At 59.1% G+C, this 15,583-nt stretch carries 15 protein-coding genes; 9 read left to right on the forward strand and 6 right to left on the reverse strand.

Annotation, left to right across the window (positions count from 1 at the left end):
• Positions 1-56 precede the first annotated feature (56 nt).
• Genes hemN through ACIQJ2_RS24875 form a run of 3 tightly spaced genes read right to left on the reverse strand, consistent with a single transcriptional unit; the run spans position 57 to position 4,602 of the window.
• Positions 57-1,403 carry an oxygen-independent coproporphyrinogen III oxidase gene (gene hemN / locus ACIQJ2_RS24865; RefSeq protein ID WP_400671585.1) on the reverse strand — a complete coding sequence of 449 codons (1,347 nt, stop codon included), beginning with the start codon at positions 1,401-1,403 and terminating at the stop codon, positions 57-59.
• On the reverse strand, positions 1,400-3,001 hold the full coding sequence (locus ACIQJ2_RS24870; protein ID WP_400671582.1) for an ATP-binding cassette domain-containing protein: 1,602 nt from the start codon (positions 2,999-3,001) through the stop codon (positions 1,400-1,402). Before ACIQJ2_RS24870 ends, hemN begins: the two co-directional genes overlap by 4 nt.
• The gene (locus tag ACIQJ2_RS24875) at positions 2,998-4,602 is read right to left on the reverse strand and encodes an ATP-binding cassette domain-containing protein (RefSeq protein ID WP_400671579.1); all 1,605 of its coding nucleotides are present in this window, start codon (positions 4,600-4,602) and stop codon (positions 2,998-3,000) included. Before ACIQJ2_RS24875 ends, ACIQJ2_RS24870 begins: the two co-directional genes overlap by 4 nt.
• 101 nt (positions 4,603-4,703) lie before the next feature.
• On the opposite strand from ACIQJ2_RS24875, the gene ACIQJ2_RS24880 reads away from it, so the two are divergent.
• From ACIQJ2_RS24880 to ACIQJ2_RS24895, 4 genes are all read left to right on the forward strand, one after another.
• Positions 4,704-6,287: a cytochrome ubiquinol oxidase subunit I gene (locus tag ACIQJ2_RS24880; RefSeq protein ID WP_400671576.1), complete on the forward strand. Its 1,584-nt coding sequence runs from the start codon at positions 4,704-4,706 to the stop codon at positions 6,285-6,287.
• A gap of 24 nt (positions 6,288-6,311) precedes the next feature.
• Positions 6,312-7,466 (forward strand): cytochrome d ubiquinol oxidase subunit II, encoded by a 1,155-nt coding sequence (gene cydB, locus ACIQJ2_RS24885; RefSeq protein ID WP_400671573.1) that lies wholly within the window; start codon positions 6,312-6,314, stop codon positions 7,464-7,466.
• Positions 7,467-7,485: 19 nt separating this feature from the next.
• A complete protein-coding gene (cydX, locus tag ACIQJ2_RS24890; protein WP_199147056.1) occupies positions 7,486-7,617 on the forward strand; it encodes a cytochrome bd-I oxidase subunit CydX in 132 nt (43 codons plus the stop codon).
• 192 nt (positions 7,618-7,809) lie between these two features.
• Complete coding sequence (locus ACIQJ2_RS24895; protein ID WP_400671571.1) at positions 7,810-8,151, forward strand: hypothetical protein; 342 nt, start codon at positions 7,810-7,812, stop codon at positions 8,149-8,151.
• Between the two features lie 222 nt (positions 8,152-8,373).
• Here ACIQJ2_RS24895 and ACIQJ2_RS24900 read toward each other — a convergent pair whose 3' ends face one another.
• Positions 8,374-9,282, reverse strand: a complete 909-nt coding sequence (locus tag ACIQJ2_RS24900; protein WP_400671568.1) for a LysR family transcriptional regulator — start codon at positions 9,280-9,282, stop codon at positions 8,374-8,376.
• Positions 9,283-9,368: 86 nt separating this feature from the next.
• On the opposite strand from ACIQJ2_RS24900, the gene ACIQJ2_RS24905 reads away from it, so the two are divergent.
• Positions 9,369-10,145: an SDR family oxidoreductase gene (locus ACIQJ2_RS24905; RefSeq protein ID WP_199147059.1), complete on the forward strand. Its 777-nt coding sequence runs from the start codon at positions 9,369-9,371 to the stop codon at positions 10,143-10,145.
• On the forward strand, positions 10,138-10,539 hold the full coding sequence (locus tag ACIQJ2_RS24910) for a heme-binding protein (protein ID WP_199147062.1): 402 nt from the start codon (positions 10,138-10,140) through the stop codon (positions 10,537-10,539). The genes ACIQJ2_RS24905 and ACIQJ2_RS24910 overlap by 8 nt, the downstream gene beginning before the upstream one ends.
• Before the next feature lie 262 nt (positions 10,540-10,801).
• Here ACIQJ2_RS24910 and ACIQJ2_RS24915 read toward each other — a convergent pair whose 3' ends face one another.
• A complete protein-coding gene (locus ACIQJ2_RS24915; protein WP_400671564.1) occupies positions 10,802-11,719 on the reverse strand; it encodes a LysR family transcriptional regulator in 918 nt (305 codons plus the stop codon).
• Between the two features lie 81 nt (positions 11,720-11,800).
• Here ACIQJ2_RS24915 and ACIQJ2_RS24920 point away from each other — a divergent pair, with 81 nt between their 5' ends.
• Both ACIQJ2_RS24920 and ACIQJ2_RS24925 read left to right on the forward strand, forming a co-directional pair.
• Positions 11,801-12,235 (forward strand): VOC family protein, encoded by a 435-nt coding sequence (locus ACIQJ2_RS24920; RefSeq protein ID WP_400671561.1) that lies wholly within the window; start codon positions 11,801-11,803, stop codon positions 12,233-12,235.
• Between the two features lie 228 nt (positions 12,236-12,463).
• Positions 12,464-12,634 carry a hypothetical protein gene (locus ACIQJ2_RS24925; protein WP_400671558.1) on the forward strand — a complete coding sequence of 57 codons (171 nt, stop codon included), beginning with the start codon at positions 12,464-12,466 and terminating at the stop codon, positions 12,632-12,634.
• Positions 12,635-12,646: 12 nt separating this feature from the next.
• Here the strand turns inward: ACIQJ2_RS24925 and ACIQJ2_RS24930 are convergent, their stop codons facing one another.
• A complete protein-coding gene (locus ACIQJ2_RS24930) occupies positions 12,647-13,549 on the reverse strand; it encodes a LysR family transcriptional regulator (protein ID WP_199147068.1) in 903 nt (300 codons plus the stop codon).
• A gap of 194 nt (positions 13,550-13,743) precedes the next feature.
• Between ACIQJ2_RS24930 and ACIQJ2_RS24935 the strand changes: the two genes are divergently transcribed.
• Positions 13,744-15,480 carry an amidohydrolase family protein gene (locus tag ACIQJ2_RS24935; protein WP_400671555.1) on the forward strand — a complete coding sequence of 579 codons (1,737 nt, stop codon included), beginning with the start codon at positions 13,744-13,746 and terminating at the stop codon, positions 15,478-15,480.
• Positions 15,481-15,583: the final 103 nt, after the last annotated feature.

The raw sequence follows: 15,583 nt of genomic DNA on the forward strand, positions 1-15,583 counted from the left end.
GTCCGGCAGCTGCCTCGATTCGGCGCCCGATATGCTCACCGGTTGCAGCGCAACCGCTATATCGCTGCGGAATGGCGTGCCCTGCCCGAATTCAGGTAACTGTCGAACTGAGCCGCTAGCGATCGTGCGAACATGTGACTGCCCGCCGCGATGGAGAACCCATCATCATGCGCGATAAAATGTGGTGAAGCTTGTGCAAGCAGGCGGGCCTCGCGCAAGAGCGGCTCGGCCGTCTCGCCAAAGCGGGTTCGCAATGCATCGGTGGAAAAGCGGAAGTCGCACATGAGGCGTTCGATCACCCAGCCGCGCATCAGGTCTTCTTCGGAGAGCGAAACTCCACGACCGATCGGAAGGCTGTCCGCCTCGATCAGGCGACCATAAGTGGCGGTCGAAGGGCAATTTTGCGCATAGCCCTGGCGAAAGCGGCTGATCGATGATGGGCCAAGGCCAATCAGTGTTTCGCAGCGGTCGTCAGTGTAGCCTTGAAAGTTCCTTGCCAGACGGCCGTGACGGGCCGCAATGGCAAGGCTATCCGTGGGAAGGGCAAAATGGTCGATGCCGATTGGCTGATAGCCGGCGCTTTGGACGAGCGCTGCGGCGCTGTTCGCCTGTTCGAGCCGCTCGTCAGGGCCAGGCAGGGCCGTCTCGTCGATCATGGTCTGATGCTTTTTAAACCATGGGACGTGGGCATAGCCGAAGGTTGCAATGCGATCGGGCTGCAACGACAGGGACAGATCTATGGTCTCGCCGAGCGTTGTCAGCGTCTGGTGGGGCAAGCCGTAAAGGAGGTCCACATTGATCGACCCGATGCCCCTTGTCCGCAACCCCTCTGTCACCCGCTGGGTCGTAGCGAAGCTTTGCTCGCGGTTGATGGCTTTTTGGATGCGAGGATCGAAATCCTGGATGCCGAGGCTGGCGCGTGTCGTTCCAATTTCCGCCAGCGCATCGAGCCGCGCATCATCCATGTCGTTGGGATCGATTTCGATGCTGACACTTGCGTCGGCCGCAATGGTAAATCCGGCATGCAATTGCCGGAAGAGTGTTCGCAGATCGACGGGTCGGATCATGGTGGGTGACCCTCCGCCGAGATGGATTGCGCGCACGATGCCTTTCCCGGCGAGGTGCCCGCCAAGCATGGCAATCTCCCGATGAAGCATTGTGAGATAGTCGGCGACGGGAGCATATCGCAGCGTCTGCTTCGTATGGCAGGCGCAGAACCAGCATAGTCGATCGCAGAAGGGAACGTGCAGGTACAGGGAAATCGGTTCATCGGCCGGGACTGCTTCTATCCAGCTTCTGACGGTGTCCGAGGTTATCCCGTCGTGGAAGTGCGGTGCGGTCGGATAGCTGGTGTAGCGCGGAACCTTCGCATCGATGAGGCGGTGATTGGGGACGGCTGTCATGCTTGTAGTTCCAGGATTGCGCCGTTGCGGATTGGCAGCAGGCGGTGAGTGGAGATTGCGACGATACGATCGGCCAGATGATCGGTAAGGCGGAGGATGATCCTCTGGCCCTGCGCGGTGTCGAGATGCTCGGTTGGCTCGTCGAGCAGGACAACGGGAGTGCGGGCCAGGAAGGCGCGCGCCAGATTGAGCCGTTGCGCCTCGCCAAGGGAGAGCATGTCCTGCCTAATCCACGCATCAAGTCCGCCTGCGCTGCGGATGCGCGCGTCAAGCTCAACGGCTTCGAGCGCCTGCCATATTGCCGCGTCCGGACTGTCGGGATCGAAAAGATTGGCGCGGACCGTGTCGTTCAGAACCGTTGCATCGTGGAGGCAAAGCGTTATCAAAGCGCGCCGTTCCTGGGGTGAAAAGCTTCCGTAAGGGCCATCGAATGTATCTTCGCCGACCCAGCCTGCGATCTGTTTCAGCAGGCTCGTCTTTCCGCTGCCGCTGGTACCGACAAGGATCGTCGGAAATCCTGCTCGCAGACACAGGGAGACAGAAGCTCTGCCGATCGGGATGCCGGCGGGGGTGATCCGCCCAAGATCCGCATGTCGAAGCTCAAGCAGTCTCATCGCAACCAGGTCAGAGGTTGCCGCTTCGGGTTCCCGGTCCCGTATCCACTGCCCGATCTCGAATTGGGCGGCGTCCCGCCGCAGCTTCGCCACCAGAATGCGGGATGCGCCGTTCATTGCCTCGCCAAGCGCAAGCCAGGCGAATGCGAGCGCCACCGGCAAGAGCATCGCGACGCCGCGATAGCCCGACAGCCAGGCGGCCGCAACGACACTGATGCCAGCGATCGGGCCGGCGAGAGAGGCGAGCAGGTCAAACCCGGATTGAAGGCGGCGCAATGCCAGGGTGTGATCGTCTGCTTGCGAAAGGGCGGTCATCGCCGCGCGGCATTCTTCGTCCCACAGTCTTTCCGCCTTGAGGGAAACGGCAGACGCTAGGGTGGCGCCCAATCGTTCTGCCCCGTCCTTTCGTTGCCGTCTGACCTGCTGCCAGGTAACAGCCCCGCTCATGGCAAGGCGGCGGCTGGCGAAGACGCCGATCAGCAACAAGCAAGAGATCGGCAGCAGGGAAAGCGGCGCAACGATCGCAGAGCTTGCAACAAGGGCAGCCGCGCCGATTGCCATCGTCAGCGACGGAAGATGGGCGCGCAGGCGGGCGTAGTCAATGTCTTCCACATCATCGAGATAGCCAGTCAGCCGTGCCTCGTCGCCGAGCTGCCAGCCCGCCTTGCGGACCGCAGGTGCCTCCGCCATGGATGCAAAAAGCCCAATGCGCCGCCAGGTCTGGTCGCCGATTGCCGCCTTGTGGCCGACGAAACGTTCGCCATAACGTGCCGCCGTGCGTCCAATAGCGAAGAGGCGAATGAAGGCTGCCGGAACATGGAAGTTGAAGGTGGCCGCCGCAGTTGTCAGGCCTGCTGCCGCCACCGCGCCAAGGAACCATGCCGATACCCCGCCCAGCAGAATGCCGCAACAAAGAGCACAACAGCTGAGGAGAGTGGCCCGGCGCCAGTATTTCCGGCTGGTGGTGAGAGGATCGCTCGTCATGCCGCCACCTCGATAATGCCATTGATGGTCAGATCGATCATATGCCCAGCCGCATTTGCCAGGTCCTTGTCATGCGTAGCCACGATCACAAGCTGCGAGTGCGCGATGTGAAGAAGTGCTTGCCGGACGAGAGCGGCTGTTGTCGCGTCGAGCTTGGCCGTCGGCTCGTCCGCAATGACCGTGTGCCCGGAAAGGAGTGCGCGCGCAATCGAGACGCGAAGCCTCTGGCCGCCCGAGAGATTGCCGCCGCCGCGGCTGATCGGCGTGTCCAGCCCGGCGGGCAGGAATGCGTCGTCCAGCAAGCCCACCGCATTTGCCGCATCAAACAATTGCGAGACCGAAACGGGCGGAAGCTTCCAACAGATCGCCTCGCCGATGCTGCGGCCTCCCACGAAGCTCTCGGTCGAAACCCATGTGACGCTCCCGGAAAGACGCGGGACAGCGTTCGTTTGCGGTTCCAATCGAGCCATCCGACGCAACAGGGTGGACTTGCCGCATCCACTTGGCCCAACGATTGCCACGAGGCCCCTTTCGGGAAGTGGCGTGTGAGGTCTCTCAAGAGCGGGAACGGACACGGTTTCGGGCAGATCGACGTTGAGAAGCTTGTCGAGTGACTTCGCCGCGGCGAGCCCTTCGGCCTTGGCATGATATTGCTCCGAAAAGCGCCTGAAGGGCGCAAAATAGTCTGGCGCGATCATCAGAATGAAAAGGCTCTGCCAGAGCGCGAGGTCGGAAAAGCCCGGAATCATCATCAATTTGAGATGCCCGAGGCCGAGAAAGACGGCGAGCAACGCGATCGACAACGATGCGAAAAAATCGATGATTCCGGCGTTTATGAATGCAATGCCGAGAACCCCCATTGTCTCGCGTGCATAGATCTCCAGCCGGTCGGCCAGTTTGCTTTCCTCCCGCGCAAAGGCGTGGTTGGCAAGAATCGTCGGCAGCGCGCGAATGCGATCTGCAAATTGTCCGGCGAGACGACCGAATGCGTTCTCCTGGGCTATCGCACGACGTCGAATTGCATCGCCGACCAACGCGAAGAACACGATCATGACAGGCGTCAGGCAGAGGACGAGAACTGCCGCCTGCCAGGAGATGAGGAAGAGCATCGCGGCCGCCAAGAGTGGGCCGGTCGCCATCATCATCGACGCGATGCGATGGCCTATCACAAGCGACGCCACTGACGCGGGATGACGCTGCATAGCCACCACAAGAGTTCCGACAGGAAGTTGATTCGATTGGCGCGGCGACATGGCAGCCAACCTTGCGCTTGCGACATCGCGCAAGCCGGTTGCGACGGTGGTTTCGGCCGTTGCCTGCACCCTGTCGCCCAGCAATCCGAGGATAGAGGAGCCGGCAAGCAGGCCGATCGCAAGCACCGGCAGCCACGGATCGACCGATTGATCCATCACAAGCCGACCAGCAACCATGGCGGCCGTTGCCGAGAAGGCCAGTCGCAAGGCGGTGCGCGCGATCTGGATCGTGAGCACGCGCCGCAAGCTTATTCTTGCGCTATCGCGGGCAAGCGCGAACATGTCGATCTTGCCGGCGTCGCGGCGGAGGCATTCCGGGTCTGTCTCTGGCGGCTTTTCTTTGTTCATGCTGCTGTTTTGGCATCGATCGACGTGCGTGAGGTTGATCTAGATCAACTCGCGAGAGGATCGGTCGCGCTAACAGATGTCGACCAAGAAAGGATCCTCCGATGTTCGACCCACTCCTTGTCGACCTGTCACGGCTTCAGTTCGCCCTGACGGCACTCTACCATTTCCTCTTCGTACCCCTGACACTTGGCCTATCCATCATGATCGCGATGATGGAGACGGTCTTTGTCATGACGCGGCGTACCATCTGGCGCGACATGACCAAATTCTGGGGCGTGCTCTTCGGCATCAACTTCGCGCTCGGCGTTGCGACCGGCATAACCATGGAGTTCCAGTTCGGTATGAACTGGGCCTACTACTCCCACTATGTCGGCGATGTCTTTGGCGCTCCGCTTGCGATCGAAGGCTTGATGGCTTTCTTTCTGGAGGCAACCTTCGTGGGTCTGTTCTTCTTCGGCTGGGATCGCCTTTCGCCACGCGCGCATATGATCGTCACCTGGTTGATGGCGCTGGGAACGAATTTCTCCGCGCTCTGGATCCTGATTGCCAATGGATGGATGCAAAATCCCGTGGGTTCGGCCTTCAATCCCGACACGATGCGCATGGAAGTCACGGATTTCATGGCGGTCTTGTTCAATCCTGTCGCGCAGGCAAAGTTCGTGCATACCGTGTCGGCCGGCTATGTCTGCGGCGCGGTTTTCGTCCTCGGCATTTCCGCATGGTACATGCTTCGCAACCGCCATGTCGCGCTTGCGAAACGTTCATTCGTCGTTGCCGCGGCATTTGGCGTTGCGTCCTCCCTCTCGGTGATCGTGCTGGGCGACGAGAGCGGTTACGCATTGACTGATAACCAGAAGATGAAGCTTGCGGCCATCGAAGCCATGTGGGAGACCGAGCCTGCTCCCGCATCCTTTACGGCCTTCGGGATCCCGAGCCTTGAAGATCGCAAGACCCACTATGCCGTCCATATCCCCTGGGTCATGGGCCTGATCGGCACCCGGTCGATAGACAAGGAAATTCCAGGTATCGATCAGTTGGTGGCGAAGGCGGAAGATCGCATTCGCAACGGTTTGGGCGCTTATGATGCGCTTGAAAAGCTCAAGGTGAATTTGGGTGACACAGCTGCGCGCGCCACGTTCGACGCAAAGTCCCAGGATCTCGGCTATGCACTGCTTCTGAAGCAATATGTCGAGGATCCGCGTACAGCCAGTGAACAGCAGATCAAGGACGCCGCTTGGTCTTCGGTGCCGCAGGTTCCGTGGCTCTTCCTGTCGTTCCGGATCATGGTCGCGTGCGGTTTTGCCCTGCTCGTCCTCTTCTGCACCTCGCTCTGGTACACGATGCGAGAAAAGGGCGCGCCACGCTGGCTGTTCAGCATGGCGGTCCTTGCCATGCCGCTGCCGTGGATCGCGATCGAGCTTGGATGGTTCGTCGCCGAGTTCGGCCGACAGCCCTGGATCATCGATGGTGTGCTCCCAACCTTCCTCGCGACGTCGGAGCTTGGGGTCTACAATCTCATCCTCAGTATTGCGGGCTTCAGCCTCGTCTACGGTGTGCTTGCCGTCATCGAAGTGCGATTGATGCTGGCCGCGATCCGCAAGGGCCCCGAAATCGCTGACATGATCACTGGCAAACCCTCGACCGGCTTCAGAGAAGCGAAGCCGGCAATGCAGCCAGGCGAATAACCCCTTCCCGAAAGGATCAAATCAATGATCGAATTTCTCCTCAGCTATGAAACGCTGCGCGTCACCTGGTGGATCCTGCTTGGTGTGCTGCTCATTGGATTTGCCGTGATGGACGGCTTCGACATGGGCGTGGGAACGCTCCTGCCGTTCGTCGCCAAGACGGATATCGAGCGGCGGGTGGCCATCAACACCGTCGGGCCCGTCTGGGAGGGTAACCAGGTTTGGTTCATTCTCGGCGGCGGCGCCATTTTCGCGGCGTGGCCCGCGCTCTACGCGCTGAGCTTTTCGGGCTTTTACCTTGCGATGTTCCTCGTGCTGCTCGCGCTCATCCTGCGCCCGGTCGCCTTCAAATATCGCTCAAAGAGACCGGAGAAAGCCTGGCGCGCCCGATGGGACTGGGCGCTCTTCGTGGGAGGCGCGGTTCCCTCGCTGATCTTTGGCGTTGCCGTTGGCAACGCGCTCCAGGGCGTGCCCTTCCATTTCACCTCTGATCTGCGCCCGATCTACGAAGGGACACTTTTCGGCCTCCTCAATCCGCTCGCGCTCTATTGCGGCTTGGTTTCCCTGTCGATGCTCGTCATGCACGGGGCAGCGTGGCTTGCTTTCAAGGCCGAGGGCATGGTTGCGGAGCGGGCGAAGGCGATCGGATCGAAGGCCGCGTTTGCCGCTGGCCTGCTCTTTGCCGGAGGTGGTGTGTTGGTCTGGCTCGGGCAGCTCGGCGGCTACCGCGTCACATCGGCCATCAAATGGGATGGGCCGTCAAATCCGCTTCTGAAGACCGTTGCCCATGACGGGGGCGCCTGGCTTGCCAATTTCGCTGCTCACCCCGTTTTGTGGCTGGTGCCTGCCATCGGCATCGTCGGCCCCTTCTTCGTGGCATTGGGTTTCCACACACGCCGTGAGGGTTTGACCTTCATCGCATCGAAACTGTCGGTCGCCATGATCATAGCGACGGTCGGCCTTGCAATGTTCCCGGTCATACTACCGTCAAGCACCAATCCCAGCCACTCGTTGACCATATTCGATGCATCGTCCAGCCGTGCGACGCTGCGCAACATGCTCCTCGCAACCGCTATCTTCATGCCGATCATCCTTCTCTACACGGCGTGGGTCTACCGCGTTCTGTGGGGGAAGGTGAGCGAGAAGAGCATCGAGAAGGCCGGACACTCAGCTTACTGAACGAAAAAGGAGAAATATTATGTGGTATTTCGCATGGGTTCTTGGATTGGGACTGGCGGCATCGATGGGCATCTTGAATGCGCTTTGGTACGAGCTGCGTATCTTGCGTGAAGATCCCGCCGACGAGACCCTGCCGCTGCCCACACCATGAGGATGGCATATTCGCGAGAGGATTGACGTAACCCCGGCCGTCGTTCACGCCTGAGCGATGGCCGGAACCCGCTCGTATGCCGTGGTCACCCGGCAAGCTCAACTGCTCAAAGATGCCGGTTCGTTCAACCTATAGAGTATGTTTACGATTTGAATATTGAATGAAAGGAAAGATGATTCCTTGTAGGGCGAGATGAGCGAATATCAGAACAATGCAGTCAAGTTGATGGATTTGAAAGCAGGGAGGGAATCCTTGCTGAACGCCAAAGACCGAAGGGAGGAATTCATACGTCGGTCGTTGGAGTTATATTATGCCATGGGTGGCGAATGGGAATCGATTCAACCGATCGCCGAGAAAGTGTATTCAGATCAGCCAACTCGCATAGATATCGCTGTCGGGAATGTGATGTATAAGCTGGCTGCAATCGGACATGTTTCCGATATCGATATTATTCAGGCCGCATACAACAAATTGGATGAGGCAAGGCAAAATATGTCGACTCCAGACAACGGGCACGATCCAAAGCAGGCTTAGAGCTGAGGCAGTCCCGATGGCGTTGTCCAATCGCGGCCGGGGTGCCAGGAGCAAAGCTGGCGGGGGCATCGTCAAGCCCATAGTCATGATCGGTTCGTTTGCCGGCCCGGACAACCGCACATTCGCTCTCCGCTCGTAACCGATCTATCATTTGCCGCTCTCGAAACCGCTTGATCGCGACTGACGCTGCCGCTTTGCGAAATCGGTGTGCTCGGCGGTATATCAACGCTCGCCCTTGATCGTCTCGATCAAGGCTCTCAGGCCAGATGAAACATGGCGCCGACCCGGATAGTAGAGACATACGCCGGGAAAGGGCGGGCACCAGCTGTCGAGCAATCGCTCAAGTCGCCCCATTTGAATAGCATCGATCACCAGGAAGTCCGGCACAAACGCAATTCCGAGCCCCGCAATCGCGGCCTCCACCATCAAGGTCTGATCCGTCAAGGTCAGTGGGCCGTTGACGTTGATGATTTCGGCAACGCCATTGCGTTCGAACTCCCAGCGATAGATCGCACCGCTTTCGAAGCGGAAGCGAATGCAATCATGTTGATAAAGATCTTGCGGCACAGCAGGCCTGTCGCGCGTAGCGAGATAGGCAGGCGACGCAACGGCCGCAAATCTGGTCGTTTCCGTAAGGCGAACCGCTATCATGTCCTGTGGCACGGCCTCGGCAAGCCGAATTCCCGCATCGAACCCTTCAGCGACGATGTCGCCAAGCCTGCCATCCGTGACGATATCGAGATGCACCTGCGGATAGTTGCGCCGGAAGCGCGCCAATATCGGCAACAGAAGCATGCGGATCGCCACGTCGCTGGCATTGATCCTTACCGTCCCGGCGGGAACGCCGCGAAGGTCATTCGTTTCCCTCAATGCCTCGGTGATTGACGACATCGCCGGACGAAGTTTGGCTGCCAGCCGTTCCCCTGCCTCCGTGAGCGAGACACTGCGGGTCGTTCGGTTGAACAGGCGAACCCCGAGCCGATGCTCGAAGCTCTTCACGGAATGGCTGATGGCCGAAGGCGTTACGCCAAGCTCAAGCGCTGCCGCTCGAAAGCTGCGATGGTTGGCGATCGCCAGGAACACATTCAGGGCGAACAGATCGCCGTCTATCGATTGATGAACATCTCTCATCTTGGCATCAAAGATTGCTGGGATTGTTGCAGCAGTCAACACTGGCTAGCCTTGAATTCAACCTAGCCAAACAGAAAGATGCTACCATGCCAAAAACAATCCTGATGACCGGCGCCAGCTCGGGTTTCGGTCGGGGCGCAGCGATCGAGCTTGCCCGTCGTGGACACAAGGTGATCGCGGCTGCGGAAACCTGGCCCCAGGTTCGAAGCCTGCGCTCGGAGGCAGCCGATGCCGGCGTCGAGCTTGACGTCATAAAGCTCAACCTCCTCGATGACATCGATATTGCACATGCCGCGGGCTACGACCCCGACATTCTGGTGCTCAATGCCGGTGTGATGGAAAGCGGATCGGTCATCGATATTCCTATGGAACGGATCCGTGAATCCTTCGAGATCAACCTTTTCGGTCACATCAAGCTGGTACAAGGTATCGTGCCGAAGATGGTGGCGCGCAAGGCCGGGAAGGTGGTCTGGACCTCGTCGATGGGGGGAATTCTCGTTATCCCATTCGTTGGTGTCTATTGTGCCACCAAGCATGCGATCGAGGCCATAGCCGGCTCCATGAGGGCCGAATTGGCACCCTATGGCGTCAAGGTCGCAACGGTGAATCCCGGCGTGTTCGGTACCGGCTTCAACGACACCGGCGCCGAGAGCCACACGCAATGGTATGATGCCGATCGCGCGGTCGTGCCGATGCCGGACTTCACGGCTGCTCTAGCCGATCAATTCGACCCGCAGGAGATGATCGACGCCATGGTCGAAATCATTCCCGCCGACGAACATTCCTATCGAACGATGCGCCCGCTCGCCACGATCGATACGGCAAAGCAATGGCAAGAGACGGAGTGGACACAAGATGCCTGATATCACGCTTGAATATGCGCAGGCCCTTGTGGCCAAGGGCCGCGCCGCGGCAAAGAATGCCGGCATGAACGCGGTCTTTGCCGTCCTCGACAAGGGCGCGAACCTGGTGACATTCTCGCGCATGGATGGCGCATGGCTGGCCTCCAACGAGCTCGCAATCGCCAAGGCGCGTACGTCGGTGATGTTTCAGGCGCCAACGGATGCACTCGGTGCACCGTTGGAGCTAGGCAAGCCTTTGTTGCACTTCGATCACATCCACCAGGGCGGCCTGCTTCTCGTTGGCGGAGGTGTGCCGTTGTTCGACCCCAGTGGCGAGTTGGTCGGTGCTCTTGGAGTGTCCGGCGGCGCTCCCGAGCAAGATGCCGCCATCGCCAGTGCGGCTGCGGGCATATAGGGTGCCTATCGGTCTGGAGCAAACACAGTCGTGTGCTTGCTTCCCCTTTTGGTTGTGAGGATTGCGTTCGCCGGCAAGTCCGGCGGCACAACTAAGCAATGGCAGTCCTAACCTTATCATAGGAAGAACTCCTTTCTGCGACGATTAAGGTAGATCTGCCTTCGTTTCGACGCTTCCCCCGGAGGAGCGCAATATGGTTCAGAGCTGTTGCCAGCAACATTGGCTCGGTTCGGCGGGAAGAAGTCGAGGTCTGAGAATGCGTCTACAACTGCGATCTTGCGCGCACGATCGCCTCGATCTCGTCACGAAGCCAGCGATGTGACACATCCTTTTCGCGCCGGCGATGCCAGGTCTGTACGAAGGGAAAGCTCGGCAGCTGGAACGGTACCTCGCAACATTGAAGGCTGCCATTCGCCAGACGCTCGATGCTGCGCCGGGCCGCGGTCAGCACGAGGTCCGTGCCTCTCACCAGCTCGGGTGCGCTGGACCAATGCGGGATCTGAACGGCGATGCGACGCTTGTGGCCCAATCGAGCAAGGCCCATGTCGATCTCGCTGTCATCCTGCAGGCCAACCGTAACCCGCATATGAGGCCGTGCGAGATATTCCGGAAGATCCAGCGGAGTATATCCGCACGATCCATCGATCAGACACGCGAATGTCTCCTCGAAAAGAACCGTGCTTTTGAGGTGGCTGGACCTCCATTGTTCAAGTGCAGGATAGACGCCGACGGCCAGGTCAATTTCTCCTTCCATCAACGCGGCCAGCGCTCGATCTCTGCCGTAAGACACGACTGAAAGATCGGCGAGTGGTGCGGACTGTCGCAGCCGCGAGACGAGAGCTGGCAAAAGGATGGCTGCTCCATAGTCGGACAGCGACAGCCGAAAATGACTGGTGCTCGTTCTCATGTCGAGCCCCTTGTGGTCTACCATCGAACGCACGAGCGCCAGGGCCTCTGCGAGCGGCTCTGAAAGTTGAAGCGCCCGCGCGGTGAGCTGCAGGCCCCCATCGCTTCTCACCAGCAATGGATCATCAAAGATGTCTCTCAGCCTGGCTAAGGCATGGCTGACGGCCGGTTGTGAACGATTGAGACGTGACGCGGCTCGCGAGACGTGACGCTCTTCGAGCAGGGCCTCAAGAACCAGCAATAGGTTCAGATCGGAGGACGCAATATTATTCATGCTGTGCATGATATATATAAGATCTTTCGATTTCCATTCGTAATTTCGATGATCCAGGATGAAAAGAAAGGAGAACGGACCATGAGCCAATCAACCGAAAAAGATCTTGGATTTTCGCATGTCGCGCTTCTCGTGCGCGATCTCGAAAGGAGCATCGCCTTCTACGAGGAGTTTGCTCATCTCAAGCTTATCCACCGCAGAGCAGCAGCAGGCGCCATTGAAGAGGTGGCGTGGCTGGCGGACGGACTGCGCCCCTTCGCGCTCGTCCTCGTTGCATCGACAAGCCTTGAAGACACGCCTTTGGGACCCTTCGGACACATCGGTATTGCCTGCGGCGTGCGGGAAGAGGTGTTTGAGCGAGCGGCCGAGGCCGATCGCCTTGGCATATTGAGGTCCAAGCCCCGGGACGACGGAGCTCCCGTCGGCCTTTGGACTTACATTGCCGATCCCGATGGAAACACTCTCGAGCTGTCTTTCGGACAGGAGATCGCGTTCACCACAAGGCGCGCAACCTGACGACGCGCCCGACGGCTTGCTGGCACTCGAGCCGCACCCGTGTGGTCGGTGATGAAACAATATGCCATCACCGGTTCACATCATGCGGAAACGACATGCGAGGCACGCCGGCAATTCGGTACGTCACGTGTCGATCGATTTGAAATCTTGGCCGCGTAAAAACTACGCCGGCATTTTCGCGTCTCGACTTCTAATCTGCGACGGAGCCTCCCGCCGAGGATCGTCGCCGTGCTGCACGATATGACGGGTGCCTTTCAGGCAGGCTGGCGCCGTCAAGCGACATGCGTGCTTATCGTGCTGACCGTGGTGGAGCGTCTGACCCAGCACACCTGTCACAAGGCAATGCCGCCGATGATCCAGGCGCCGCTGACAGGCCATGATCGCGGCGCACGAGGGTAGCAGAATTGAAGCTCAGTCGGTGATGCCGCGCAAACCGCGCTTGATCTCCTCGGCAAACATCGTGGCGGCAAGTCCGCGATTGCGTTTTTCTCTCTGCACCAGAGAGAGGACGTTCTTTCCAAAGGTCCGGTCGCGAATCTGTACATAGGTGAGCACGCCGTTGCGATATTCCTCGGCAATGTCGAATTTGCTGAGAAAGGCAATGCCGTCCCCGGCGCCGGCCAAGCACTTCATGGCCTCGATGGAGTTCGAGAGGAACGCCGCCTCGACGGTGAGCCCAGCCTCGACAAAGGCGTCCGCGACGATGCCGTGGATCAGCATCGACTTGTCGGCAAAGATCAGCGGGTAGGGCGCGCAGTGGGCAAGCGGCACCGTTTCCATGCCGGCGAGCGGATGCTCCGGCGAAACGACGGCGCCAAGCCGCGTATCCATCTTCCAAAGAGTTTCAAGCTGCTGCGTCGACGGCAGATTGAAGGCAAGGCCGAGATCGGCTTCGCCGTCTATCACCGCCTGGACGATATCGCGCACGAACATCACGCGAATTGAAACTTTGAGCCGGGGATGGCGTGCGCCGAACCGGGCGGCGGCCTTCGGGACGATGCCGCCGGCCAGGCCATTCATCGTGGCGATGATCACCTCGCCGCTTTCGAGCGTCTTGATGCCCCGAATTTCCGCCTCGACCTGGCTGTACTCCTTCATCGTGCGCCGGACATGAGCGACGAGTATCTCACCCGCGGGCGTTAGCCGCAGCCCACGCGGCAGTCGCTCGAACAGCGGTTCGCCGATCGCTTCCTCCAACAGAAGAACATGCTTGTTGATGGCCGAAGGCGCGACATTCAGCCGTTCGCCGGCCGCTCGGATCGAACCGGACCGCGCAACCTCATCAATGTAACGCAACACCCGCGAATGAAGCATCCGTTTCCTCCCATGAACCGTTCTCGAAAAGCGTACGATATGCGCAGAAAATACTGCTTTTCGGAAACGGCGCAATCGCGTCCTATGTCGTCAACGAGGTTGGCGGCCGATCGTCGCCCCCTCCGGGATTTATTCCCAAACAATCACAGGCATTTCGCTTCGGCGAAGCCACGGGACCGACATGGAGGAAAATTGTGAATTCGATAAATCCGATTGAAGCCGTTCACTATGACAAGGTACGGACGATCTTTGCCATTCTGAGCGGAGAGCGCGAGGCCGATCTCCTGTTGAAGAATCTCAACATTCTCGACGTGCACGGGGAGACTGTCTATCAGGGCTCGATCCTCGTCCATGACAAGCGGATCGTCGCGCTCAATCCAGACGAAAGCCTTGTGAAGACGAAAGAGGTATTCGACGGCCAGGGTCTCTATGCCATTCCAGGCCTGATCGACGCTCATATCCATTTTGAATCGCAGCTCGCCCATCCAACTGCGCTTGCCGAGGCGATGGTGCCCTGTGGGACGACGACGATCTATTCCGAATGCCTTGATCTGCTGAGCGCGGCGGGCGAGGAAGGCGTGCAGGCCGCCGAAAGCCTGTTCAAGGATTATGACAAGCTGCCCTATCGGCTCTATGCCTTTGCGCCCGGGAAGAAGACAGCAGCGTCGGTGACCGAAGCCGTGTTGAAAATGGAACCCGTCATCGGCCTCGGCGAGTTCGAGCATTTCACCTACAGCTCCGGCAATGATGATGATTTCCGCAAGGCCGCCTGGGTGCGGGCCAAGGGCGGCTTCATGAACGGTCACTGGGGCGTCACTGCACTTTCGGACATGATCCTCAACTATCTGCCGGCCATCGGTTGCTCCAACAACCATGATGTCTGGAACGAGAAGGATATTGAAAAGAGCATCCGCTACGGTTTTGCCACGCACATCAAGTTCGGCGTCGGCAGCAGCGAAGTGATCAAGGTTCTGCTGCGTGCCATTGTCGATCGCAAATGGCCGACCGACAATTTCATGCTCTGCACGGACAACATTTCGATCGAGCGTCTTCTGACCATGGGACACATGGACTGGATCATCTCGCTCTGTGCGGAAATGGGTATCAATCCGATCCATGCCATCAAGATGGCGACCTACAACACCGCGCGCTCTTTCCATATGGAGGACAGGATCGGTTCGCTGACGCCGGGGCGCTTCGCGGATATCGTGCTGACGGACAGCCTCTCGAAAATCAATCCGCTCTACGTCTTCAAGGACGGCGAGCTGGTTGCAAAGGATCGCAAGCTTTTAAAGAACGTCGAGATCGACTATTCCGATATGTGCAAGACGGGCGTTCCCGGGCTCGACAACCTGACGCCGGAACAACTTGACATCGTGCCGCTGGAGATTTCCGAAGACGGTACGCAGGCCAAAGTCTATCTGTTCGACGTCTACGGGCGCGGCCATGCCAAATTCTTCGAGGAAGTCTGGGTGCCGTTCAAGGACGGCAAGGTCGTGCCGGAAGTGGGCGGCATCAAGCTCAGCCGCCTGTCGGTCATACAACGCTATACCACTGGCAAGCGTCATGTGGTCAACGGCTTGTTCAAGGGTGTCCATGTCGATCGCGGCGCGGTCGCCACCTTTTGGCCGGCGCCGAAGCCCTATTTCGTCGTCGTCGGACAGGACAGCGCAGAAATGTGTCATTGCGCAAGAAAGGTCGACGCTCATGCCGGCGCCTGTATCGTGAGCGAGAACCGGGTGGAGAAGGCGGTGATGCCCCTCGAGATCTATGGTGTCATGGCCAACATGACCGTATCGGAACTGACGGCTGCCGCCGGTGCCATCGATGCTGCCCTGGAGGAGATGGGCAACCGCAACGAAGGCGAGCCGGTCGTGAACAAGCTGCTGAGCCTGTTCATCTCGCTTCATCGCTTCCGCTTCATGGTTTGACGCGGCAGGGGAGACCTTCGGCAACAGGCACATAGTGTCCGTTGCCGAAGCGGTCGTATGGCAAATGCGAAGGCGAAAGCTTCGCAACGCCGGTACGAAATGA

Source organism: Rhizobium sp. NPDC092011 (assembly GCF_044756305.1).
In the GTDB taxonomy this organism is placed as follows: domain Bacteria; phylum Pseudomonadota; class Alphaproteobacteria; order Rhizobiales; family Rhizobiaceae; genus Rhizobium.